This is a genomic window from Phyllobacterium sp. GQ127 (assembly GCF_059758635.1).
In genome coordinates this window covers 416,407-438,195 of record NZ_JCAXDZ010000001.1, presented here as the reverse complement: position 1 = coordinate 438,195, position 21,789 = coordinate 416,407, and the positions used below count along the sequence as shown (strand labels likewise).

The 21,789-nt window shown below is 53.2% G+C and carries 20 protein-coding genes and 2 tRNA genes; 12 read left to right on the top strand and 10 right to left on the bottom strand.

All coding sequences use genetic code 11. The features are described 5' to 3' along the window. Window positions 1-34 precede the first annotated feature (34 nt). Window positions 35-382 carry a hypothetical protein gene (locus AC6CHM_RS02355; protein WP_115055319.1) on the bottom strand — a complete coding sequence of 116 codons (348 nt, stop codon included), beginning with the start codon at window positions 380-382 and terminating at the stop codon, window positions 35-37. Window positions 383-510: 128 nt separating this feature from the next. Between AC6CHM_RS02355 and AC6CHM_RS02350 the strand changes: the two genes are divergently transcribed. The 3 genes from AC6CHM_RS02350 to AC6CHM_RS02340 all read left to right on the top strand — a co-directional run bounded on the left by AC6CHM_RS02350 (window position 511) and on the right by AC6CHM_RS02340 (window position 4,020). After that, entirely contained in the window at window positions 511-2,331 is a 1,821-nt protein-coding gene (locus tag AC6CHM_RS02350; RefSeq protein WP_115055321.1) for a class I poly(R)-hydroxyalkanoic acid synthase, read from the top strand. A gap of 304 nt (window positions 2,332-2,635) precedes the next feature. Next, a complete protein-coding gene (locus AC6CHM_RS02345) occupies window positions 2,636-3,799 on the top strand; it encodes a D-Ala-D-Ala carboxypeptidase family metallohydrolase (protein ID WP_498172636.1) in 1,164 nt (387 codons plus the stop codon). A gap of 146 nt (window positions 3,800-3,945) precedes the next feature. Further along, window positions 3,946-4,020: transfer RNA gene (locus AC6CHM_RS02340), tRNA-Glu, on the top strand. A 113-nt stretch (window positions 4,021-4,133) separates the two neighbouring features. On the opposite strand, the gene AC6CHM_RS02335 is transcribed toward AC6CHM_RS02340, so the two are convergent. After that, a complete protein-coding gene (locus AC6CHM_RS02335) occupies window positions 4,134-4,310 on the bottom strand; it encodes a hypothetical protein (protein WP_307284627.1) in 177 nt (58 codons plus the stop codon). Between the two features lie 503 nt (window positions 4,311-4,813). Between AC6CHM_RS02335 and sfsA the strand changes: the two genes are divergently transcribed. Genes sfsA through radC form a run of 3 tightly spaced genes read left to right on the top strand, consistent with a single transcriptional unit; the run spans window position 4,814 to window position 7,179 of the window. Next, window positions 4,814-5,515, top strand: coding sequence for a DNA/RNA nuclease SfsA (gene sfsA, locus AC6CHM_RS02330; protein WP_498171845.1), 702 nt, complete (start codon window positions 4,814-4,816; stop codon window positions 5,513-5,515). Window positions 5,516-5,533: 18 nt separating this feature from the next. Next, window positions 5,534-6,364, top strand: a complete 831-nt coding sequence (map, locus tag AC6CHM_RS02325) for a type I methionyl aminopeptidase (protein ID WP_115055327.1) — start codon at window positions 5,534-5,536, stop codon at window positions 6,362-6,364. A gap of 11 nt (window positions 6,365-6,375) precedes the next feature. Further along, window positions 6,376-7,179 carry a RadC family protein gene (radC, locus tag AC6CHM_RS02320; protein ID WP_307284622.1) on the top strand — a complete coding sequence of 268 codons (804 nt, stop codon included), beginning with the start codon at window positions 6,376-6,378 and terminating at the stop codon, window positions 7,177-7,179. Here radC and AC6CHM_RS02315 read toward each other — a convergent pair. Further along, on the bottom strand, window positions 7,176-7,865 hold the full coding sequence (locus tag AC6CHM_RS02315) for a class I SAM-dependent methyltransferase (protein ID WP_498171842.1): 690 nt from the start codon (window positions 7,863-7,865) through the stop codon (window positions 7,176-7,178). The genes radC and AC6CHM_RS02315 overlap by 4 nt on opposite strands. A gap of 118 nt (window positions 7,866-7,983) precedes the next feature. Beyond that, on the bottom strand, window positions 7,984-9,408 hold the full coding sequence (tig, locus tag AC6CHM_RS02310; protein ID WP_498171840.1) for a trigger factor: 1,425 nt from the start codon (window positions 9,406-9,408) through the stop codon (window positions 7,984-7,986). Between the two features lie 572 nt (window positions 9,409-9,980). On the opposite strand from tig, the gene AC6CHM_RS02305 reads away from it, so the two are divergent. Beyond that, window positions 9,981-11,165 carry an efflux RND transporter periplasmic adaptor subunit gene (locus AC6CHM_RS02305; RefSeq protein ID WP_337345122.1) on the top strand — a complete coding sequence of 395 codons (1,185 nt, stop codon included), beginning with the start codon at window positions 9,981-9,983 and terminating at the stop codon, window positions 11,163-11,165. Next, the gene (locus tag AC6CHM_RS02300; protein ID WP_336441833.1) at window positions 11,162-14,326 is read left to right on the top strand and encodes an efflux RND transporter permease subunit; all 3,165 of its coding nucleotides are present in this window, start codon (window positions 11,162-11,164) and stop codon (window positions 14,324-14,326) included. The genes AC6CHM_RS02305 and AC6CHM_RS02300 overlap by 4 nt, the downstream gene beginning before the upstream one ends. Before the next feature lie 53 nt (window positions 14,327-14,379). Here AC6CHM_RS02300 and AC6CHM_RS02295 read toward each other — a convergent pair whose 3' ends face one another. Continuing rightward, window positions 14,380-14,586 (bottom strand): hypothetical protein, encoded by a 207-nt coding sequence (locus AC6CHM_RS02295; RefSeq protein ID WP_115055340.1) that lies wholly within the window; start codon window positions 14,584-14,586, stop codon window positions 14,380-14,382. Between the two features lie 115 nt (window positions 14,587-14,701). Here AC6CHM_RS02295 and AC6CHM_RS02290 point away from each other — a divergent pair, with 115 nt between their 5' ends. Next, complete coding sequence (locus tag AC6CHM_RS02290) at window positions 14,702-15,589, top strand: LysR substrate-binding domain-containing protein (RefSeq protein WP_307284610.1); 888 nt, start codon at window positions 14,702-14,704, stop codon at window positions 15,587-15,589. On the opposite strand, the gene AC6CHM_RS02285 is transcribed toward AC6CHM_RS02290, so the two are convergent. From AC6CHM_RS02285 to AC6CHM_RS02270, 4 genes are all read right to left on the bottom strand, one after another. Further along, window positions 15,579-16,100 carry a GNAT family N-acetyltransferase gene (locus AC6CHM_RS02285; protein WP_307284608.1) on the bottom strand — a complete coding sequence of 174 codons (522 nt, stop codon included), beginning with the start codon at window positions 16,098-16,100 and terminating at the stop codon, window positions 15,579-15,581. The two genes, AC6CHM_RS02290 and AC6CHM_RS02285, sit on opposite strands and share 11 nt — an antisense overlap. Window positions 16,101-16,173: 73 nt before the next feature. Next, window positions 16,174-16,256: transfer RNA gene (locus AC6CHM_RS02280), tRNA-Leu, on the bottom strand. A 120-nt stretch (window positions 16,257-16,376) separates the two neighbouring features. Continuing rightward, complete coding sequence (locus tag AC6CHM_RS02275; RefSeq protein ID WP_498171836.1) at window positions 16,377-16,949, bottom strand: GDYXXLXY domain-containing protein; 573 nt, start codon at window positions 16,947-16,949, stop codon at window positions 16,377-16,379. Continuing rightward, window positions 16,949-18,055 (bottom strand): DUF2157 domain-containing protein, encoded by a 1,107-nt coding sequence (locus AC6CHM_RS02270; RefSeq protein WP_307284604.1) that lies wholly within the window; start codon window positions 18,053-18,055, stop codon window positions 16,949-16,951. The genes AC6CHM_RS02275 and AC6CHM_RS02270 overlap by 1 nt, the downstream gene beginning before the upstream one ends. 251 nt (window positions 18,056-18,306) lie before the next feature. Between AC6CHM_RS02270 and AC6CHM_RS02265 the strand changes: the two genes are divergently transcribed. After that, on the top strand, window positions 18,307-18,453 hold the full coding sequence (locus AC6CHM_RS02265) for a DUF1127 domain-containing protein (protein WP_081497128.1): 147 nt from the start codon (window positions 18,307-18,309) through the stop codon (window positions 18,451-18,453). A gap of 150 nt (window positions 18,454-18,603) precedes the next feature. On the opposite strand, the gene AC6CHM_RS02260 is transcribed toward AC6CHM_RS02265, so the two are convergent. Continuing rightward, on the bottom strand, window positions 18,604-19,170 hold the full coding sequence (locus AC6CHM_RS02260) for a hypothetical protein (protein WP_336441837.1): 567 nt from the start codon (window positions 19,168-19,170) through the stop codon (window positions 18,604-18,606). A gap of 126 nt (window positions 19,171-19,296) precedes the next feature. Here AC6CHM_RS02260 and AC6CHM_RS02255 point away from each other — a divergent pair, with 126 nt between their 5' ends. Together AC6CHM_RS02255 and trmFO are read left to right on the top strand one after the other, a co-directional pair. After that, window positions 19,297-20,244: an aldo/keto reductase gene (locus AC6CHM_RS02255; protein WP_115055351.1), complete on the top strand. Its 948-nt coding sequence runs from the start codon at window positions 19,297-19,299 to the stop codon at window positions 20,242-20,244. Between the two features lie 87 nt (window positions 20,245-20,331). Further along, window positions 20,332-21,741, top strand: coding sequence for a methylenetetrahydrofolate--tRNA-(uracil(54)-C(5))-methyltransferase (FADH(2)-oxidizing) TrmFO (gene trmFO, locus AC6CHM_RS02250; RefSeq protein WP_115055409.1), 1,410 nt, complete (start codon window positions 20,332-20,334; stop codon window positions 21,739-21,741). Window positions 21,742-21,789 lie beyond the last annotated feature (48 nt).

Genomic DNA, 21,789 nt, shown 5'->3' with positions numbered 1-21,789 from the left:
TAGCGGTCAGCGCAGCGGCAAAATGAGAACGGTCCTACTGCTGGCCGCTTTCAATAGCCTTCAGATCTTCTGCCTGCTGCTGACGCAGCAAGCGGATTTCGGCCTGTTTGCGCGCAGCGGCCGCGGGATCGGCGGAAGGACCTCTTTGGCTGTTCTTTGCCGCAGTCGTGCGGTTGCGCAAAGCGTCTTTCTCTTCCGGCGTAAACTGGGTCGTTTCACCTTTAGGGTCAGGCGTAAAATGCGGATAGGTTCCGGTGTTGACCGGCCCTGTCATTGGAGAATTCGACATTGGCGCAGGGCTTGTATTGGCGCACGCGCTCAAGCCAACGATCATAACGGCGCTTGCCGAGCAGCGCATGAGCAGTTTGAGCGAGATTTTCATTGTGTGTCCTGACTCAGAAAAACGATATTTATCATGGCTACAATAAATGCACCTTGGAGGGATAGCACCAACTTATGTTATCATGTCAATAATGCTGATCGGGAGAATTGGCGGGAGGATGCCACTGTATGGATAATCAAGGCGATAAAAGCACAAAGATACCCAGCCTGGATCACTATGTGGTCAAGGACCCGGAGGCCTTTGCCCGCAATGTCGCCCATATGATCGAACAGGCTGGCAAAGCGGCCTCTGCCTGGGTCGAGCCGCGCGAAAAAGGCTTGAAGCGCGACACGCTCGCAGATCCTGTCACCGATATTGTCAAAACATTATCGAAGGTCTCCGAATATTGGCTCTCAGAACCCAGCCGCGCGCTTGAAGCCCAAACAAAATTGTTTTCGAGCTATATGGCGATCTGGTCAAACTCCATCAGGCGCATAAGCGGCGAGGAAGTTGAGGATATTGCTGCGCCGGAAAAGGGCGATAAGCGATTCACCGACGAGGATTGGGGACGAAACGCATTCTTTGACTTTTTAAAACAGGCCTATCTGGTCACTGCAAGGTGGGCAGGTGATCTGGTTGAGAATGCCGAAGGGCTCGATGATCACACGCGCCACAAGGCGTCATTTTACGTCAAACAGATCACAACCGCGGCTTCACCAAGTAATTTCCTTTTGACCAACCCGGAACTCTATAAGGAAACAGTTGCCAGCAATGGCGAGAATCTCGTTCGCGGCATGAAAATGCTTGCGGAGGACATTGTTGCTGGCGGCGGCGATCTTCGCTTGCGCCAATCGGATTTGACCAAGTTTGCTCTTGGAGAAAACGTGGCAACGACACCAGGAAAGGTCATCGCCAGAAGCGACGTTGCGGAAATTATTCAATACGAGCCCACCACCAAGGATGTGCTCAAGCGCCCTCTCCTGATTTGCCCGCCCTGGATCAACAAGTTTTATATTCTCGATCTGAACCCTGAAAAATCATTTATAAAATGGGCAATTGATCATGGTCATTCGGTTTTTGTCATTTCATGGGTGAACCCGGATCAACGGCACGCGCACAAGGATTGGACAGCCTATATCAATGAGGGCTTGCGCTTTGGCCTTGACGCAGTTGAGGCTGCAACCGGCGAACGGGCGGTCAATGCGATCGGGTATTGTGTAGGTGGCACATTGCTTAGCGCTGCGCTCGCTCTCTTTGCCAAGGAAGGCGAAGATCGAATCAAAAGTGCCACTCTGTTTACAACGCAGGTAGACTTCACCCACGCCGGTGATTTGAAAGTGTTTGTTGACGAGGATCAGATTCGCGCCCTCGAAAACGCAATGTCTGCGGAAGGCTATCTTGACGGAACCCGCATGGCGACCGCTTTCAATATGCTGCGGTCTGGCGATCTTGTCTGGCCCTATGTCGTCAATAATTACATGCGCGGGCGCGATCCCGTGCCATTTGATCTGCTATACTGGAATGCAGATGCGACGCGTATGAGTGCAGCCAACCACTCCTATTACTTACGCAATTGCTACCTTGATAATAACCTCGTTAAAGGAATGATGAAGCTGGCCGGCGAAAGCCTGTCACTGGCTGATGTGAAGATTCCCATCTACAATCTTGCGGCAAAAGAAGATCACATCGCTCCCGCATTGTCCGTATTCACCGGCTGCCAGTATTTTGGTGGCGACATCACCTATGTCCTTTCCGGTTCCGGCCACATAGCTGGCGTGGTCAATCCTCCTGCCAAGAACAAGTATCAATTCTGGACCGGAGATACACCTGTTGGTTCATTCGAATCATGGCTGGAGAAGAGTGTCGAGCACCCGGGATCATGGTGGAATCACTGGCATGCCTGGATAGAAAAACAGGATAATACGCGTGTCGCGCCGCGCATACCGGGCGAAAATAACGTGCAGGTATTGGCAGATGCGCCCGGCACTTACGTGAGAATACGCGTGTAATTACGCAGCTATAGCATTAAATTTCACTGTAACTTTCGATTAAGGACCATGGCAGGAAAGTGTCAGATCACGCTTTTGCCTCATTGTGTATATAGTTCGTGTCTTGTGCGGATCGCTAAAAACAACTAGTTATTGTTGCTCTCTGCCGGTGTATTTGCGCCTCAATAGAACTTCGTGGGCTTAATGCTCTTATAAACGGGCCGGATTGAATTATCGAATCGTGCCGGACGTCCAGACGGGGGAATCGTTGAAAACACTGCCGCGTTCAGTTTCAGCCTTACGGGCAAGCACAGTCGTATGCGTTATGAGCCTTGCAGCTCTTATAGCAACTTCTTGCACATCTACTGGCTCCAATCCCAGCGTTACTTCCGCATTGACTGTTGCCCCAACTGATCAAGCTGCTGCGAGCGATACCCAAACCTCCCTGCCCTCTGGCGGTAATGCGCAAGTTTCCCCTGAGGCGCTGGCATTGGCTGGATCAACAGAAACAAACGCCCTGCAGGCGGTCAATGGCGCGGTAAAGCCAGGCGAAAGCAAGCCTGAGCTCGCCAAGACGGATGCAAAGACCGATGTGGCGGCTGATACCGGGACAAAAACAGAAGAAGTACAAGTGGCAAGTGCAGCGACCGTTGTTGCGCTACCTCCCGTCAGGACTTCTCTTTTTGGAAGCATGACGAAAAAAACAGAGACTGCACCGGCTCCCGCGCCTGAAACACCTGCAGCGGCAGCAGAATCCACAAAGCCTGAACCCAAGGCTGCAGAAACAACCGTTGCGGACACGGCTCCTCCGGAAGAAACCAAACCGGCGGCTGCTACACAGAAGAACAATGGCGCACTTTTGCGACTGTTCTCCAATAATCGCTCCAAACCCGCCAATCAGCGGCTTGTTGCGGTAATCGAGCCTAAATCAAAGCCTGCCGGGGCATCTGAAAGCGACCTTCCATCCGCTGATTCCTTTGCTGGCCGGACTGAACATCTTGCATCCCTGCCCGGTGTACGGCCAAATGCTGGCATCCAGATCATGCAGCGCGATAGTCTCTATGAAGATGACGACATTGAAGCAGCGGGCGCTCCTGTAATTTTGGCTTCGGCGGCGGGTCTTGCACGCCTGGCACCCAATGGCCTGAAAGTTCAACGTGAAAGCGTTGATGTTGCCTGCCTGAAACCGCAACTGGTGGGCATTTTGAAGCTGATCGAGCGCAAATATGGCAAATCCGTCATTGTAACCTCCGGCTATCGCAGTCCTCCCTATAATCGCAAAGTAAACGGCGCCAAGGCTTCTCTTCATATGTCATGCGCCGCCGCTGATATTCAGGTCCCTGGAATCAGCAAGTGGGAATTGGCCAATTTTGCTCGCGCCATGACAGGTCGTGGCGGCGTCGGCACTTACTGTCATACCGAATCGGTACATGTGGATATTGGCCCGCGCCGGGACTGGAATTGGCGCTGTTCGGGCAGAAAAGGCTGATTCCAATTGGCTTTTCTCGTGGGGTTGACGGTTTCCGGGCAACCGTCTTTTCAATAAATTTCGCATAAACTGCACTTTTTCTAAAAAAGAATGCATTATGGGGTTGCGGCGGAAATACTGTTTCACTATAAGCCGCTTCACCGGAGGCGCCCATCGTCTAGCGGTTAGGACGGCGCCCTTTCACGGCGCAAACAGGGGTTCGATTCCCCTTGGGCGTACCAGTCTTTTTCCAATAAAAATCAGCACTTTGTACGGCAAAGATAATTGCCTGTGCTTTACGCATATAAAAACGGCCAGCTCTGGTGAGCGGGCCGTTATTTCAATCTCGGATAGATTAATTCGCTGGTGCAGGTTGCGATGGAGCAGGCTCTGCTGGGGCCGGAGCTGCCGGTGGGGTTGCAGGCTCCGTAGTGGTCGCAGGCGGGGTGCCTGTGTCTGCAGGCTTGTTATCGCAGGCTGCAAGGGAGAAAGCCGCCACTGCCATCAGAGGCAGGAAAATCTTGTATTTCATCAAAGTCCTCCTAACGTTTGTCCCTCCGCGCAGCATGTGACACTCTGAAGAATTAGAACAGCCCGGTTTTTTCAAGCTTTGTCACGACATGTTAGACAAAGTTATGAGGCTGAAATGGTGAGCTGGCATATCATAAATTGTTGCCACGATTCCCATCGTGACAACAGGACTCGCATTTTACCTCCAACGAGTCCGATTCTCCCACCCCAGAGCAAACTTACCTGCCTTTCCCAAGGCAGGTTTTTTGTATGACGGTCGCCATTGTACAAACGTCATTGGAACACATTATAGGCTCGTTTTCCGCTAGGATGAATTCATGCAGGAAATCACGAGTATGAATAATAATATCAACACTACATTGAAATTTCTCGCGGCCGGATTGGCCGCTGCGACCATGGTCCTAATGGCCAACACCACTTTCGCAGATGTCATTAATGCTGTGTTGCGAAACCACTGAATTTAAACCTATCGATTTAATGACCGGCTTGCGCTAGTTCTGCCGGATGATCTTTGCTTCCCCACTTGTTACCGGCACTTTGGTGCAGCGCTATAAACGCTTTCTTGCAGACATCGTTCTGGATGATGGCAAGGCTATTACCAGTTCGGTCCCCAATACCGGGTCCATGTTGGGTTTGACCGATCCGGGAATAAAGGTCTGGCTTTCCCATAGTGACGATCTGAAGCGAAAATACCCGCACACGCTTCAAATGGTTGAAGTCTCCGGGCACATAGTTGGAATCAATACCGGCATGCCCAACCGCATTGCAGAAGAAGCGATTATTGCCGGATTAATCCCGTCGCTTGCTGGTTATGCCGCTCTTAAGCGCGAACAACGTTATGGTGCCAATTCACGCATCGATATATTGCTCACCGACCCGAACCGTCCAACCGCCTATGTCGAAGTGAAGAACGTACACTTTTCGCGTACGCCCGGCTTGGCCGAATTTCCCGATTCTCCCACCGCTCGCGGCGCAAAACATCTGGACGAGCTTGGCAACATGGTGGAAACTGGCCATCGTGGCGTGATGCTCTATGTGATTCAGCGAGGAGATTGCGATCAATTGAGGATATGCGGCGATTTGGACCCGGTTTACGCGGCGGCTTTTGAGCGGGCGATGCGGCGCGGGGTTGAAGCTTACGCCGTAAAATGCCACATCACGCCTGCAGGTATCGCTGCAGTCAGCACGATGCCGATTATAGATTAACGTCAACCGGTCAGTTCAATGGTTACCTATCTCGACGCACAAAGCGCGCCCCTGAAAAATACAGGGCAAATTCGGCTTCATGGCCCCGAAGGCTTCGAAGCGATGCGTAAGGCTTGTCAGTTAACGGCACGCTGTCTGGATGAACTCGCCTCGATCGTAGCTCCGGGCGTTACAACCAACACAATTGACCGCTTCGTGTTCGAGTTTGGTGCCGATCAAGGTGCCCTGCCCGCAACGTTGAATTATCGCGGCTACACTAAATCCAGTTGCACGTCGATCAATCATGTCGTCTGCCACGGTATTCCTGATGACAAGCCGTTGCGCGAGGGCGATATCGTCAATATCGACGTTACCTATATCGTTGACGGTTGGCATGGTGATTCCAGCCGCATGTACCCGGTTGGCGAGATCAAACGCGCCGCAGAGCGGCTTATGGAAGTAACGCATGAAAGCCTGATGCGCGGCATTGCCGCCGTTCGTCCAGGCGCACGCACTGGTGCCATCGGCGCAGCCATACAGACCTACGCTGAAGCGGAACGTTGTTCCGTCGTTCGCGACTTCTGCGGCCACGGTGTGGGGCAACTGTTCCATGACGCACCTAATATCCTGCATTACGGCACGCCGAACGAGGGTGTGGAAATGCGCGAAGGCATGATTTTTACCATTGAGCCTATGATTAACCTTGGCCGTCCGCATGTGAAGGTTCTTGCCGATGGTTGGACCGCTGTTACCCGCGACCGGTCACTGACGGCTCAATATGAGCATACTGTGGGTGTCACGAATGAAGGCTGCGAGGTTTTCACCCTGTCTCCGGCTGGCCTGTTCGCACCTGGATTAAAACTCGGATAGATGGAAGCCGTATGAGTGAAGAAAAGCCCAACCTGACCTTCTTCCTCAACGAAACTTCCGCAAAACTCTCCTCAGAACAACCTGCCGTTGATATAAACAGGACCTCGCGCAACGCACAGCCGCAGTCGGCCGAAGTCGAACCCATTCCGCACTACGTCGGACATCGCGAACGCATGAAGGAGCGGTTTCAAAGCGTCGGCCACGTCGGCTTTGCCGATTATGAAATGCTGGAAATGTTGCTCTATCGCTCCATAAGACAGGGTGACACAAAACCTTTGGCGAAGGCACTCATTGCGCGCTTCGGCTCTCTGGCAGAAGTCCTTGGGGCACCTGAGCACCTCTTGCGTGAGGTCAAGGGATGCGGTCCAGCTATTGCCTTCGACCTTAAGTTCGTCTCCGCCCTCACCCACAGGATGATCCGCAGCGAAATTCGCGATAAGATCGTGCTTGGTTCATGGGCCAAAGTCATGGATTACTGTGTCGCAGCAATGGCTTATGAGTCACGGGAACAATTTCGCGTCCTGTTTCTGGACAAGAAGAACGCCCTTATCGCCGACGAGGTCCAACAGGTGGGTACTGTCGACCACACACCTGTTTATCCGCGCGAGGTTATTGCTCGCGCCTTACAGCTCTCTGCCAGTGCTATCATTCTTGCACACAACCATCCCTCCGGCGATCCGACACCATCGAAAGCTGATATTGAGATGACAAAGACAATCGCCAATATCGGCACACAGATGGGTATTGTCGTGCACGATCACATCATTATCGGCAAAAGCGGGCACGCCAGCCTGAAAGGGCTTGGCCTCTTTTAGGCTGGCTTACTTTCAAACAAATAGACCGCACTTGTGTCCGTCGAAGCGGCGCTGCCATTGCCAAAATCGGGCACTGAATATTTTGATAAGGTGCGCAAGCGGTGGTGAGGCAGATATTCTCTTCCGGGATCACCTATGAGCACTTTGATACCTGCGGTGATGCATCTGTCGAGATAGGCAACGACCCTTCCGGCAATATCTGACGCATAGAACAAGTCACCCACAGCAATCATATCCACCTCTGGCGGATCATCGTCGAGAATGTCCTTACAAATTGTGTCGATGTTCACCGCATTAACCGCTGCATTCATACGGCTCGCTATAGCAGCGTAAGGATCAGTATCGACGCACACCACTGTGGTTGCTTGCGCTTTGGCAGCCGCAATTCCAACAATTCCGGAACCTGCCCCCAAATCGAGCACATGCAAGCCCGCGACCATTGCCGGATGGTCTAAAATATACCGGGCTAAAACTGTCCCGCCCGCCCAGCGATAGGCCCAGTATGGCGGATGATCATTGCCATATATGTCTTGATTTCCAAGTTTACCCAATCCGCTTGCTGGATGCGCCGTATAGAGCAATATCTCCGCCACAGCAGGAGTGGGCAGAATATGCAGGTTCTCCAAAATGAAAGCGCGTGGATCAGCCAAGGGGGCGCCGAGGTGAGCCAATTTGGGTTTTTTCAATTTCAACTTTCTGGGCTGTAAATATTAAACTAGGCTATCGCCCTGGGATGGAAAGAAAAACGGCCCCGCAATGCGGAGCCGTTTTTCTTAACTGGCGATAAGCCGCTTACCGAGAAGCTTACGCTTCGTCTTCAGTCTTCTTCTTGGCTGCCTTTTTTGGCGCTGCCTTTTTGGCAGGCTTCTTGGCTTCGCCGGACTTTTCTTCCGACTCGTCTTCAGCCATCAACTCTTCCTTGGTCACCTTCTTGTCGGTGACATTGATGCTGGCGAGCAGGTGGTCAACCACCTTCTCTTCGAAGATCGGAGCGCGAAGATTGTTGATCGCCTCCGGTGTCTTGCGGAAGAATTCATAAATCTGCTGTTCCTGACCAGGATACTGACGAACCTGATCGTAAACGGCGCGCTGCATTTCTTCTTCGGTTACTTCGATACCGGCCTTGTTGCCGATTTCCGACAGAACGAGGCCAAGACGAACACGGCGTTCAGCAAGCTTGCGATATTCGGCGCGTGCTTCTTCTTCCGTTGTATCTTCGTCTTCAAAGGTCTTGCCAGCCTGTGCAAGGTCCTGACCGATCTGAGCCCAGATATTGTTGAACTCGGCGTTGATCAGACGCTCTGGCGACTCGAACTGGTATTCGCCATCCAGCGCATCCAGAATCTGACGCTTCACTTTCTGGCGTGTGAAAGAACCGTATTGGCTCTCGATCTGCTCGCGAATAACCTGACGCAGACGATCAGCACTTTCAATGCCGAGCTTCTTTGCGGTTTCGTCGTTGATTTCGAGTTCGCCTGGCTTTGCAACTTCCTTGACAGTGATGTTGAAAGTAGCGTCCTTGCCTGCAAGATGAGCAGCCTGGTATTCAGCCGGGAAAGTAACCTTGATCTGCTTTTCATCGCCAGCTTTTACGCCGATCAATTGATCTTCGAAGCCTGGAATGAACTGGCCGGAGCCAAGAACCAATGTTGCATCGCTATCTGCGCCACCGTCGAAAGGAACATCATCGACCTTGCCGAGATAATCCATGGTAACGCGATCGCCGCTTTCAGCCTTGCCCTTCTTCGTTTCGAAGGTCTGGGCAGAGCTTGCAACACGCTTAACCTGCTCTTCGACTTCCTCATCGGAAACGTCAACGATCTCGCGGGTAATGCTGATCTTGGAAGTGTCTTTGATTTCAATCGCTGGCAGAACTTCATAGTTAAGCGAGAATTCAAAGTCGGCTTCGCCGGAAAGAACCTTGTCAGCTTCCTTTTCGTCTTCGGTCATGACGACTTCAGGCTGGGTAGCCGACTTTTCGTTACGATCCGAAAGAATGGTGCGCGAAGAATCGCTCAGGATTTCATTGACGACTTCAGCCATGAATGACTTGCCGTACATCTTGCGAAGGTGGCTCATTGGCACCTTGCCGGGACGGAAGCCATTGATGCGCGCCTTTGCGCTGGCACCCTGGAGGCGTTCGGAAAGCTTTGCTTCCAGATCCTTGGCCGGAACAACGACCTTGATCTCGCGCTTCAGCCCTTCATTGAGCGTTTCAGTAACCTGCATGTCCAAACCTTCACTTTTTTAACATTTGTCCCGCCGTCGCCGGCTCGTTCGCCAAATTGCGGGAGAAAAACTGTTGCCTATGTGGCTTCGGGTGCGGATGAGCAATTTTTGCTTGGCCATCCACGCTGATTCTATTGCCGTATTTCCAACTCAACTCTCGATTTATGCCACGCATTGTATCACAGACTGTGGCACAAAGTTGGGTGAGAAATCGCACCTTCACCGACTGGTCGCTCCCTTTACTCGGCTCGGGTATAAAAATCAATGGCACTGCCATGCAGGCTGGCAAAATAGCATTGTTTGGTGCCGCTACGGCCTGAGATTGCAGGGTGACAAGAAAATGGAACTATGCAAATCTATTCATGTGGGGATTTTCGGATAGGTCAATTATGGCTGCACTATGTTAAAATTGTGCAGAGCCCTCTCGTAAACGCTCCCCGCCAGCATTATGTGACTTCGCTCTACTCGACCTTATCGTCCGCAAAGACTGATCAAAGTTGATACCGTTTCAGCATTGCTGACACACCTTTGCGACACGCGTGGGACGTCTTACTGTCATGGAGGCCTACCCTTTGTCACGATCACTTTTAACAATAATCAAGGTTGGTTTGACAGCCGCTCTTCTGTCCTCTGGTGCTTCATTTGCCCAGGAAGCAGCGGCCCCGCCACCTCCCCCGCCGGTATCGGTCGCCAAGCCGGTCGTCCGTGATGTCGTTGACAGCGACGAATTCATTGGCCGCTTTGAACCTGTTGATGAAGTATCCATACGTTCCCGCGTCGCCGGATATCTCGACAAGATCGAATTTACCGATGGTGCGCTGGTTAAAAAAGGCGATCCGCTTTTTACAATCGACCAGCGACCTTTCGAAACAGCCCTGTCGCAGGCGCAGGCCTCGCTCGAAGTGTCAAAGACCACGCTCGTCTATGCCGAAGCGCAATTTAAGCGCACCGAGTCACTGGCTGCAAACGGCACGCTTTCCGCTTCGCAACTCGACGACAGGCGCCGCGACTTCATTTCGGCTCAGGCAAATGTCCGCGGCGCAGAGGCAGCTCTTGCCCGTGCGCAGCTTGATCTTGAATATACAAAGATAACAGCCCCCTTGAGCGGGCGCATTGATCGCCGCCTGATCTCCGTTGGCAATCTCGTTCAGCCAGACCAAACGATCCTTACGACAATCGTCTCACTCGACCCGATTGATTTTTACTTCAATGTCGATGAGCGTAACCTGCTTTCCTATGCACGCACCGCTCGTGAAAACGGCAGCACCTTGCAGGAAGGCGCCTCCGGTCTGGAAGTCACCGTCCGGCTTACCGATTCCGCCGAGCCGCCCGTAAAGGGCAAGGTTGATTTCGCGGAAAATCGTCTGGATGACCAGACGGGCACAATGCGTGTGCGTGCTCGTTTCAGCAATCCGAACTTCGTTTTGCAGCCAGGCCTGTTCGGCCGCGTCGATGTTGCCGCATCCAATACCTATAAGGGTATTTTGATCCCGGATGAAGCAATCGGCTCTGACCAAAATGAACGCATCGTCTTCACAGTCAGCGAAGATGGCACTGTAACCCCGAAGCCGGTTCGCCTTGGACCGAAGCTTCATGGCTACCGCGTGATCCGCTCCGGAATGACGGGCGATGAAACCATTGTGGTGAATGGCCTGATGCGGATTCGCCCCGGCGTAAAAGTCAAGCCGGAACTGGTGGTGCTACCACCGGAAGCTGTAACGGCTGATGCGACCAAAGCGCCGGAGGCTGCGCAATGAGATTCGCGCACTTTTTCGTCGACCGGCCGATCTTTGCGAGCGTTCTTTCGATCGTCTTGCTGATCGTCGGCGGCATAGCTTACACACAGCTGCCAGTTGCGCAGTACCCCGAAATAGCCCCGCCAACCATTGTCATCCGCACTTCCTATCCGGGCGCCGACGCTGAAACCATTGCCAACACGGTGGCGACACCAATCGAGCAGGAAATCAACGGCGTTGAGGGCATGTTGTATATGTCCTCCTATTCCACGGCCGATGGCTCCATGGCATTGACCGTGACATTTCGGCTGGGAACAGATCTCGATAAGGCGCAGGTTCTTGTACAGAACCGCGTGTCCATTGCGGAGCCGCGCCTTCCGGAAGAAGTCAGACGTCTTGGTATCACCACCACCAAAAGCTCGCCTGATCTCATGATGGTTGTGCATATTCTTTCGCCAAATGGTCGTTATGATCAGCTTTACGCCTCCAATTATGCACGCTCGCGCGTTCGCGACGTGTTGTTGCGTCTGGATGGCGTCGGCGATCTGATCATTTTCGGTGAGCGAGAATACTCGCTGCGTATCTGGCTCGACCCTGAGAAACTCTCAGCCTATGGCATGACATCAAGTGATGTTGTGCAATCGCTGCGAGATCAGAATGTGCAGGTTTCGGGCGGTTCCATTGGCGGTCCGCCAACCTCCGGCACCAATGCGTTTCAATATACTGTCACCACTGAGGGCCGCTTCAGCGATGCCCGGCAGTTCCGCTACGTCATCGTCAAGGCGACAGAAAGCGGGCGCCTCGTGCAGTTGCAGGATGTGGCGCGCATCGAACTTGGTGCCAAGGATTATGTCACCAACTCCTATCTGAACGGCAATCCGGCAGTGGCCTTGGGTATTTTCAGCCGCCCGGGCACCAATGCCCTTGCTGCTGCGGATTCAATCCGAAGCACAATGGAGGAACTTAAGAAGGATTTTCCTGACGGGCTGACCTACGATATCGTTTACAACCCCACCGAGTTCATCGCGGAATCGATCAATGAGGTGTACAAAACGATCATTGAAGCCGTCATTCTCGTGGCGCTCGTCGTCCTTGTCTTCCTGCAATCGTGGCGCACCGCGATCATACCGATTGTCGCAATTCCCGTCTCCCTTATCGGAACGCTGGCATTGCTGCTCGCCTTCGGCTTCTCGCTCAATATGCTCACATTGTTTGGATTGGTCCTTGCCATCGGCATTGTCGTCGACGACGCCATTGTGGTTGTCGAAAATGTCGAACGAAACCTTGCAGCCGGCATGACGCCCAAGGAAGCCTCGCACGTCACTATGGACGAGGTCGGCACCGCCGTTATTGCCATTTCGCTGGTGCTGATTGCGGTCTTCGTACCGACTGCTTTCATTCCCGGCATTACGGGGCAATTCTACCTGCAATTTGCGATCACAATCGCAGTGGCAACGGCAATCTCCGCTCTTAATTCGCTGACACTTTCGCCAGCGCTTGCTGCGATTGTGCTGCGGCCACACAACCACAGCGAATCGAAAAACCCGGTTGCCCGTTTTGGCCGGGCCATGGCCAATGGCTTCAATACCGGCTTTGACAAGATGGCGAATGGCTACTCTTGGGTCATTCGCCACCTCGTCAGTTCAGCCATTGGTATCACGGCCTCCCTGCTTGTCTTTGTCGGGTTGCTTGTCGCCACATGGTATATGGCAACCGCTGTTCCACGCGGCTTTATCCCGACCATGGATCAGGGTTACGCCATCGTCGTGGTGCAGTTGCCTGACGGTGCGTCTCTCAATCGAACCGATGCAGTCATTGAAAAGGTTTCAAAGATCGTTCGGGACGTGCCGGGTGTAAAGAATGCCGTCGCCTTCTCTGGCTTTAACGGCGCGACTTTCACCAATGCGTCAAACTCCGGCGTGGTTTTCGCCGCCTTCGACTCCTTCGAAAATCGCCTGGAGGAAGGTCATAACGCCAACCAGATTATCGGTCAGCTTTATGGCAGTCTGCAAAGTATTCAGGAAGCCTTCATCATTGCCGTTCCTCCACCCGCCATCAGCGGTATAGGCAATTCCGGCGGCTTCAAGATGCAGCTGCTGGACCGTGACAGCTCCGACATGCGCCGCGTGCTGGCCCTGGCCTATCAGATGATGGGCGAAGCCGCACAGACACCGGGTGTAACTGGCGTTTTCACCACCTTCTCTGCCTCCAGCCCGCAATACTTCCTTGAAGTAGACCGGGACAAGGCAAGAGCGCTTAATGTGCCCATTCCAAGCATCTTCGAAACGCTTTCGACAAATCTTGGAACATCATATGTCAATGATTTCAATGCTTTCGGGCGCGTTTATCAAGTTCGTGCGCAGGCGGATCAGCAATACCGCCTCGACCGGCAGGATATTTTGAACCTGAAGGTGCGATCAGCCACGGGGGCGCTTGTTCCGCTTGGCACATTGATCGAGATCAGGGACACCACAGGCCCGTCGCTCGTGCAGCGCTACAATATGTACGTATCCGTACCGTTGCAGGGCAATGCTGCTCCGGGCGTGTCGACTGGCGCGGCTCTTGATCAAATGGAAGCGCTGGCCGCCAAAACGCTGCCACAAGGCACATCGTTCAATTGGACGGAACTTGCCTTTCAGGAACGCGCAACCGGCAATACGGCGGTGTTTATCTTCGCCCTGTCTGTCATCTTCGTGTTCCTGGCCCTTTCAGCCCAATATGAAAGTTGGGTATTGCCGCTGGCAATTATCCTGATTGTTCCACTGGCTGTCCTAGCCGCGCTGATAGGTGTGGCGTTGCGCGGGATGGACAATAATATCCTCACGCAAATCGGGCTCGTGGTTCTCATTGGTCTGGCGGCGAAAAACGCCATTCTTATTGTGGAGTTTGCCCGTCAACACGAGGAAGAAGGCGCAAACCCGGTAGAAGCAGCGATCGAAGCCAGCCGCTTGCGCCTGCGTCCGATCCTGATGACCGCCTTTGCCTTCATCTTTGGCGTTGTACCTTTGATGATTGCAACTGGACCCGGTGCGGAAATGCGTCAGTCGCTCGGAACAGCGGTGTTCTCCGGAATGCTTGGGGTCACATTCTTCGGTCTGTTCCTGACACCGGTGTTCTACGTCGTGCTCAGATCCTTCCGGCGCAAACCGAAACCTGCGGCAGAACAAGCCGCAGCGCATTAAAATAAAAGCGCGGGGCCTTAACTGCCCCGCGCTTTTGCATTGGCTTCAATATTCTATGGGAGACGATATCGATAGGCCGGTGAAAGCATATCGCGCGTCTTATATGTGAATGCGGCACGCTCGCTTGGCGTAAGATTGATGTCGCGCAGCATATAGGCATTCAAATCCCCAGGGTCGCCTGCCGGCACTGAAGTCTGCTTGGAAAAGCCCGCCCAAAAAACCGCAAGCGAACTCAATCCGAATAATCGCAATTCGGTCATGACACTCTCCATCAAGCTATTAATTGTCCTGTTGTGTGGACAGATGTATTATCTTATTAACAGGCATACCAACGCGAATTTGATGATTAGACATCAATAGATTTAATGGCTCGACATGACGTCACTTCCTCTTGGTTCTATCCGGGTTTTTGATAGTGTTGCGCGGTTGCAGAACTTTACGAAAGCAGCCGATGAGCTCAACATGACCCAATCGGCCGTCAGCTATCAGATCAAATTGCTGGAAGATTTTGCCGGTACGCCCTTGTTTCAGCGCCGCGCACGCGGCGTTACCTTGACGCCGAAGGGCGAAGTAATAGCGCCGGTGATACGCAGGGCTTTGGCTGATATGGGCGAGACATTCCGCGCCATTCGCGAAGAACAAAATTCCGTGCTGGTTATTTCAGTCATCCATACATTTGCCAGCAATTGGCTGACGCCGCGCATTACCGATTTTCAAAACCTGCATCCCGAGGTTTCGGTGCGCTTCGATATTTCCTCCCGCTTGGTTGATTTTTCCAGTGAGGGAATCGACTGCGGCATCCGGCTCGGTCGTGGAAACTGGCCAGGCTTGACCTCACATCGGCTTTTATCGGGCGGTTTCACACCCTTGGCCAGCCCCGCCTATCTTGAACGATATGGCAGACCGCAAACACCGGCAGACCTCCTGCAATGTCATCTGATCACGCCAGACGATAATTGGTGGCCCGTCTGGTTTCGCCAAGCAGGTGTCGAAGGGCCATTGACCATGACCAAACCCGGGGTAACGATTGATACCCAGCAGATTATCGGCGGATTGGCATTGTCCGGCGGCGGCGTCGGACTGGTTTCTTCAGCTTTTTTCCAGAATGAAATAGAGTCGGGCACGCTGGTAAAGCTTTTCGATATCGAAGCCTCAACCGGCACCAATTATTATCTGGTCTATCCCGAAGCCGGGCAATTGCCAGCCAAGGTGAAGTTCTTTCGGGACTGGATCATAGACTGCTCATGCAACACTAAGTTTTGACGATACGATCAAGCAACACGACATCACTGTCCTTGTAGATTGCACGTGAAAACTCGTTGAACCCGAGTTTTCCGGCCAGCTTTAACGAAGTGTCGTTCCAATGATCAATCATGCAAACGGTTCGCTCGGATATTTTCCGGGCATCGTACCATTGCAAGGCCGCGTACGCTGCTTCTGACGCCAGGCCTTGGCCATGGCGGGTATATTTGATCCTCCACAATGCCTCCGGAACTCCGTCGAAAGCCGGGCCATTGGCGCGGTGAAACCTTGCCACCCCCGTTTCTCCGACCAGCTCCCCGGTTTGACGGTCGATGACCAGAAGCGGACCATAGCCAAAAACGTTCCAATGCCCGATCCAGCGCAGCAGCCTGTCCCAGCTTTGCTCATCGGTAAGTCCGGGCAAGACTTGAACACCCTCGCTTAGGTTGGGATCATTGATCCATATCGCCTTATAGAGTTCGAAATCCTCAATACGTTGCGGGCGCAACAAAAGGCGGCTTGTTTCAATCATGATCAGGTTTCCCCCACATGCACGCGAGTTTATCTGTCCAGTGCCTTATTCTCAATTGTGTTTGGAAAGATTGTGGTGCGGATAGAGGGACTCGAACCCCCACGGTCTCCCGCCAGAACCTAAATCTGGTGCGTCTACCAATTTCGCCATATCCGCATCCGAGGCACGTAGCCGAACCTCAAGCGCGGGTCTCTATAGCACCGTCTTTCTGAGGGTCAAAGGAAAAAGCCGGGTAATCGACACTATTATTTCAAACCCGTAATTTCCCGCTTATTTCTAATAGAGGGGTTCCTCGTACAGAACCTTTCCTTCGCTCCTTAAAGCCCGGATCTGAGCATCTCCCTCATTCGATACGGCAATAACGACATCGATCTTTCTCTCGCGCTGCTGTTCTTCGATTGCCAGGCCCTTACCTTCCGGAACGTAATAGCGCTCAATGCCATAATCGACATGATAGGTGTTGTCGGAGGCAAAATAAGCGTAGTTTGGCGTACGTCCCCGAAGCTGCACTTCATCGGGCTTCAGGTCAGTGCGGGCCTGCCACGAAGCACTTGCAAAGTTCCAACGCTCATCTGCCCCTTTGACCAGTGTGACATAGACGTCAATGAGGCCCTTCGCCTCCGGGCGCGTGCCGGATATCTTGTCGATGCTGACATTGGAGATATCATAGGAGAGGATCACATAGTCTCCGCGCAGGAAATCCCGGGGATCAATGGGCTGGCTTAGCAGGATCACGTCTTTGCCGCTCCGCAGGATGGATGCGCGCTGCTCAACCATTGCGTATAAAGCGCCCGATTGCAGCAAGGCGACGATAATACCCAGCCAGATAATGCGCTTGCCAGTGAACATCAGGCGGCTCCTTCCGCTTGCGCAATCTTCTTTTGCAGCCGCCGCTCCATGCGCACAACAAAGGCGGCAAGCAGCAATACCAGCACGCCCGCACTCAAGAAGAAGCTCGCGGTTCCGATAAGCGTCCCTATCGTCTTGAATGCCAGATAAAGCACTTCGAGCGAAAATACGGTGTAAGACATCCATCTGACGGCAAGATTGCGATAACCGGAGAGAACCAGCCCGGCAATCGCACAGGCCAATATACCAAAGCCGATAATGACCTGATCGCTTACTTCACTATCGAAGCGATCAAACTGAAAATAGCTCAGCACCAGAAGAAGCATCAGAAACCCGTAAGCGCCGATTGCCTTGCTCCAGCCGGTGAGCCGTTGCAGCACTGCAGTCGACAGCGCATCGCCAAGAAAGAGCGCCCCGCCCGCCATAGCGGCGAGCCACAATATCCAATCACCGCTCAAATCATCATAAAGGGCGAAAACATAGGCCATCAGTACAAGCGCGATAAAATGGCGGGCGATCTGCGCCTTGGTATACCAGACAAGTCCCGCACTGATGAAAAGCAATACCGGCAGAAGCCAGCTATAGGTGTGCGAGTCATTGGTATCCAAAACCATGAAAAGGTAGAGCGCAGTTATCGCCACCCCGGTTGCGACCAACACAGGCGAGCGTAGCAAAAGCGCCGCAACCATTGTTCCCGCCGTCCAAAGCAACGCGGCTTCCGTTGCATCGCCTGATAAATGATACATCTGCCCGATGAGCGCTATACCGGCTCCAAAGGTGATTGCAGCAATCAGATAAAGCGCCTGACTAAAACGATTATCGCCGAGGCTCGCCCGCCATGCGCCGCCAACATAGCCGATCCATAGCACCAGGATGATCATCACGACGCGAACAAGGCGCGGCATTACTTCCCAATTTGCCGCGACGAGCGAAATGATGGCAGCACCCAAGAGAACTGCGCCGAGCACCGCAAGAATCCCGCCAAGGCCAAAGCCGGAGCGGGTTTTCTCTACGTCCTTGCGCAAAAGATCGGCTGTCACCTCGTCTATCAGACCTGCCTGCTGCCAGCGGGTAATGTGTTTTTTGATGCCGATCGAAAATGCCACGAAGTGCTCCTGAGTCGTACAGGGATTCAAATAACGCCAGCGACAGGAAAAACGCAATTGCCACCGCAGTGCCGAACCGATCGCGATTTTGACATTTGTGCGCCGCAGCAATTAAAATCGATTAATGATGCAATGCAACATATGCATAGCTGATCTGCAATCTTGTCTCTGCAAATTCTGCATGGGCTGCACTATCTTCAGTTCAACGATCAAGAGTGATCAACCGAACAACAACCGAAGTGGTGATTGAAATGAACCTTATCCGCTCTTACAGCAACTGGCGCCGTTATCGCGACACGGTTACTGAATTGAACCGTCTGTCGACCCGCGAACTTAGCGATCTGGGCATTGCCCGTTCGGACATTCCGTTCGTCGCCAAGAAGTCCGCAGTACGTTAATAGTTTGACGAATATCGCCGGGGCTTTACCTCCTCCCAAAGCCTCCCGCGATCAAAGCCCGGCACTCCTCCTCCCAGCCGGTCTTTATATAACGACACCCACCGCACCTCCTCCCGCGGTGGGTGTTGTTGTTTGTAGGATGCGCTGACATCAGCGTTGCCCGCCATAACCCCGCTCTTTCCATTCCGACAAACGCATCACATCTGGCGCCCCTCCTGCTGGTTCGTACCAGGAGTCAACGGCCCAGGATGTACCCGAGCGATCCCGCAACACTGCGGTGAAATGCGGATAGCGGCCATCGAGGAAACTCCCGCGTGAATCCCTGTTTCCCACTGTGTGGTGGCGCAACAGCCCGGCGCGCTGCAAATAGCTGAGGAAGCCGCCTGTATTGGCTGCCTCGTCGACGCAATCCATTTGGCCTCTCTCGCGCCCTTGGCCAAAATCCATTTTCGGGCGATCCCGGATACCGATTATTTGAGCGCTGCGACGCTCAAATATCTGCACAGCGCGCCGCACCGCAGCCCGTTCGGCTTGTGCCGACTTGCCTCCGCTCTTCATGATTGACGCGATTCTGCCGCGATCGGCAGGAGAAAGCGTCACACTGGTTTTGAACGTACAGCCATAGCCATGGCAAACGCTGAATGTTTGCGCATTGGCGTTTGATACGCATGCCCAGGCAATGGCAGCGGGCAAAATAAGAAAGGCATATCTCATCATGAGAGAATATATCAGAAATTGCCTTTCGGCCTGTTGAAGAAATTGTGTTTGCAATGACGGGGTGGAAACCCGCATCGTCACGTCCTACATTCAAGCTCCCACCTCAATAATCCCCGGGAGTTCATCATGGAACAACGTCGTCTTGGCCGTACGGGCCTCACTATCGCTCCATTGGTCTTTGGCGGAAACGTCTTCGGCTGGACCGCCGACAAGAAAACTTCCTTCGATCTGCTTGATCGGTTCGTTGATGCGGGCCTCAACGCCATTGATACTGCGGATGCTTATTCGCGCTGGGTGCCGGGCAATGAAGGTGGCGAGTCCGAAACCATAATCGGCGAATGGATGAAAGAACGCAAATCCCGCGACAAGGTGGTGATAATCACCAAGGTTGGCTCCGATATGGGACAAGGCAAGAAGGATTTGTCTCCCGCCTACATTGCAAAGGCCGCCGAAGCCTCCTTGAAACGGCTTCAGATTGAAGAAATTGACCTTTATCTTTCGCATTGGCCGGATCCGGACACACCATATGAAGAAACCCTTGCCGCGCACGAGAAGCTGCTCAAGGCTGGCAAAATCAAATCAATGGGCTGCTCCAATCTCGACGCTGATCAATTGCGGAAATCGCTTGATGTGGCCAAGAATAAGGGGCTGCATCGCTACGATGTTTTGCAGCCGGAATATAACCTTTACGATCGCGCAAGCTATGATGGCCCACTGCGCGATCTCTGTATGGCTGAAGATATCGGCGTCATCACATATTTCAGTCTCGCGAAAGGCTTTCTGTCCGGCAAATATCGCAGCGAAGCCGATCTTGGCAAAAGCCCGCGGGGCGGCGGTGTGAAGGATTATCTCAACCCCCGTGGAAATCGTATCCTCGCAGCCCTTGATGATATATCCGCCAAGCATAAGGCAAAACAGGCCGAAGTCGCATTGGCCTGGATCATCCACCGCGATGGCGTAACTGCACCAATTGCCAGTGCAACATCGCTTGAACAGCTTGATAGTCTGATCAAGGCGGCCACTATGGAACTCAGCAAAGATGATCTGGCGACGCTTGATACTGCCAGCGCCTGATCTGCCCTAGGCGTCATGAAAGCCGTCACAATCACCTGTGACGGCTTTTTCATTGAAGCCAGCAATCAAAAAGACTATTGGTGCGCCATGTCACATAAACCCGTACACATTATTGGCGGCGGTCTCGCCGGTTCCGAAGCATCATGGCAGCTCGCAGAGGCTGGCATTCCCGTTATCCTGCACGAAATGCGTCCTGTTCGCGGCACAGATGCCCATAAAACGCAGGACCTTGCAGAGCTCGTATGCTCCAACTCCTTCCGTTCCGATGACGCCGAAACTAATGCTGTTGGCGTGCTTCATGCGGAAATGCGTCTGGCCAATTCACTCATTATTGCCTCTGCCGATGCCCATCAGGTTCCGGCCGGCAGTGCGCTTGCTGTTGATCGCGATGGTTTTGCGCAAGCAGTTACCGCGAAAATCGAAGCTCATCCACTTATCACTATCGAGCGCGAAGAAATTACCGGCCTGCCGCCAGCGGAGTGGGACAAGGTTATTATCGCCACCGGCCCGCTGACGGCGCCTTCACTTGCCGAAGCAATCGGCAATGAAACAGGGGCGGACTCCCTCGCCTTTTTCGATGCAATTGCACCGATCGTGCATTTCGATTCCATCGATATGAACACTTGCTGGTTCCAGTCGCGCTACGACAAGGTTGGCCCCGGCGGCAATGGCAAGGACTATATCAACTGCCCCATGTCAAAGGAGCAATATGAAGCCTTCATTCAAGCATTGATTGCGGGCGACAAGACCGAATTCAAGGAATGGGAAGGCACGCCCTATTTCGATGGCTGCCTGCCAATCGAGGTCATGGCAGAACGCGGACCGGAGACATTGCGTCATGGACCGATGAAGCCAATGGGTCTGACCAACGCCCATAATCCGACAGTGAAAGCCTATGCGGTGGTGCAGTTGCGTCAGGACAATGCGCTTGGCACGCTCTATAATATGGTCGGTTTCCAGACCAAGCTGAAATATGGCGCGCAGACTGACATATTCCGCATGATCCCGGGCCTTGAAAATGCGGAATTTGCCCGGCTGGGTGGACTGCATCGCAACACTTACCTCAATTCACCGATTTTGCTTGATCCGACCTTGCAACTGAAATCCCGGCAAGGACTGCGGTTTGCCGGACAAATCACGGGATGCGAAGGCTACGTCGAGTCCGCCGCTATCGGACTTTTGGCCGGCCGTTTCATGATTGCCGAGCGTTTGGGTCAGCCTGTGACACCACCTCCTGCAACGACGGCTTTTGGTGCGCTTCTTGGACATATTACTGGCGGGCATATCGTATCGGATGAAGAACCCGGCAAACGTTCATTCCAGCCAATGAATGTTAATTACGGGTTATTCCCGCCGATTGAAGCGCCCGTCTCTGAGGGCAAGCGTTTGCGTGGCAAGGAAAAGACCAATGCCAAAAAACGCGCCATGAGCGCCCGCGCACTGGCAGATTGCCGTGCCTGGCTTGGCCTGCCCGCTGTCGCCGAGGCCGCTGAGTAACCCAATTTATTCAGCAGTAGCGCTTTGCGTGCTTCGACAAGCTCAGCA

Coding starts and splice junctions, on each gene's coding strand:
- map (WP_115055327.1), top strand. CDS start 5,534: ATGGTTACCTATCTCGACGCACAAAGCGCGCCCCTGAAAAATACAGGG.
- AC6CHM_RS02345 (WP_498172636.1), top strand. CDS start 2,636: ATGAGCCTTGCAGCTCTTATAGCAACTTCTTGCACATCTACTGGCTCC.
- AC6CHM_RS02255 (WP_115055351.1), top strand. CDS start 19,297: ATGGAACAACGTCGTCTTGGCCGTACGGGCCTCACTATCGCTCCATTG.
- AC6CHM_RS02355 (WP_115055319.1), bottom strand. CDS start 382: ATGAAAATCTCGCTCAAACTGCTCATGCGCTGCTCGGCAAGCGCCGTT.
- trmFO (WP_115055409.1), top strand. CDS start 20,332: ATGTCACATAAACCCGTACACATTATTGGCGGCGGTCTCGCCGGTTCC.
- radC (WP_307284622.1), top strand. CDS start 6,376: ATGAGTGAAGAAAAGCCCAACCTGACCTTCTTCCTCAACGAAACTTCC.
- AC6CHM_RS02335 (WP_307284627.1), bottom strand. CDS start 4,310: ATGAAATACAAGATTTTCCTGCCTCTGATGGCAGTGGCGGCTTTCTCC.
- AC6CHM_RS02260 (WP_336441837.1), bottom strand. CDS start 19,170: ATGATGAGATATGCCTTTCTTATTTTGCCCGCTGCCATTGCCTGGGCA.
- tig (WP_498171840.1), bottom strand. CDS start 9,408: ATGCAGGTTACTGAAACGCTCAATGAAGGGCTGAAGCGCGAGATCAAG.
- AC6CHM_RS02295 (WP_115055340.1), bottom strand. CDS start 14,586: ATGACCGAATTGCGATTATTCGGATTGAGTTCGCTTGCGGTTTTTTGG.
- AC6CHM_RS02275 (WP_498171836.1), bottom strand. CDS start 16,949: ATGTTCACTGGCAAGCGCATTATCTGGCTGGGTATTATCGTCGCCTTG.
- sfsA (WP_498171845.1), top strand. CDS start 4,814: ATGATCTTTGCTTCCCCACTTGTTACCGGCACTTTGGTGCAGCGCTAT.
- AC6CHM_RS02290 (WP_307284610.1), top strand. CDS start 14,702: ATGACGTCACTTCCTCTTGGTTCTATCCGGGTTTTTGATAGTGTTGCG.
- AC6CHM_RS02285 (WP_307284608.1), bottom strand. CDS start 16,100: ATGATTGAAACAAGCCGCCTTTTGTTGCGCCCGCAACGTATTGAGGAT.
- AC6CHM_RS02300 (WP_336441833.1), top strand. CDS start 11,162: ATGAGATTCGCGCACTTTTTCGTCGACCGGCCGATCTTTGCGAGCGTT.
- AC6CHM_RS02350 (WP_115055321.1), top strand. CDS start 511: ATGGATAATCAAGGCGATAAAAGCACAAAGATACCCAGCCTGGATCAC.
- AC6CHM_RS02265 (WP_081497128.1), top strand. CDS start 18,307: ATGAACCTTATCCGCTCTTACAGCAACTGGCGCCGTTATCGCGACACG.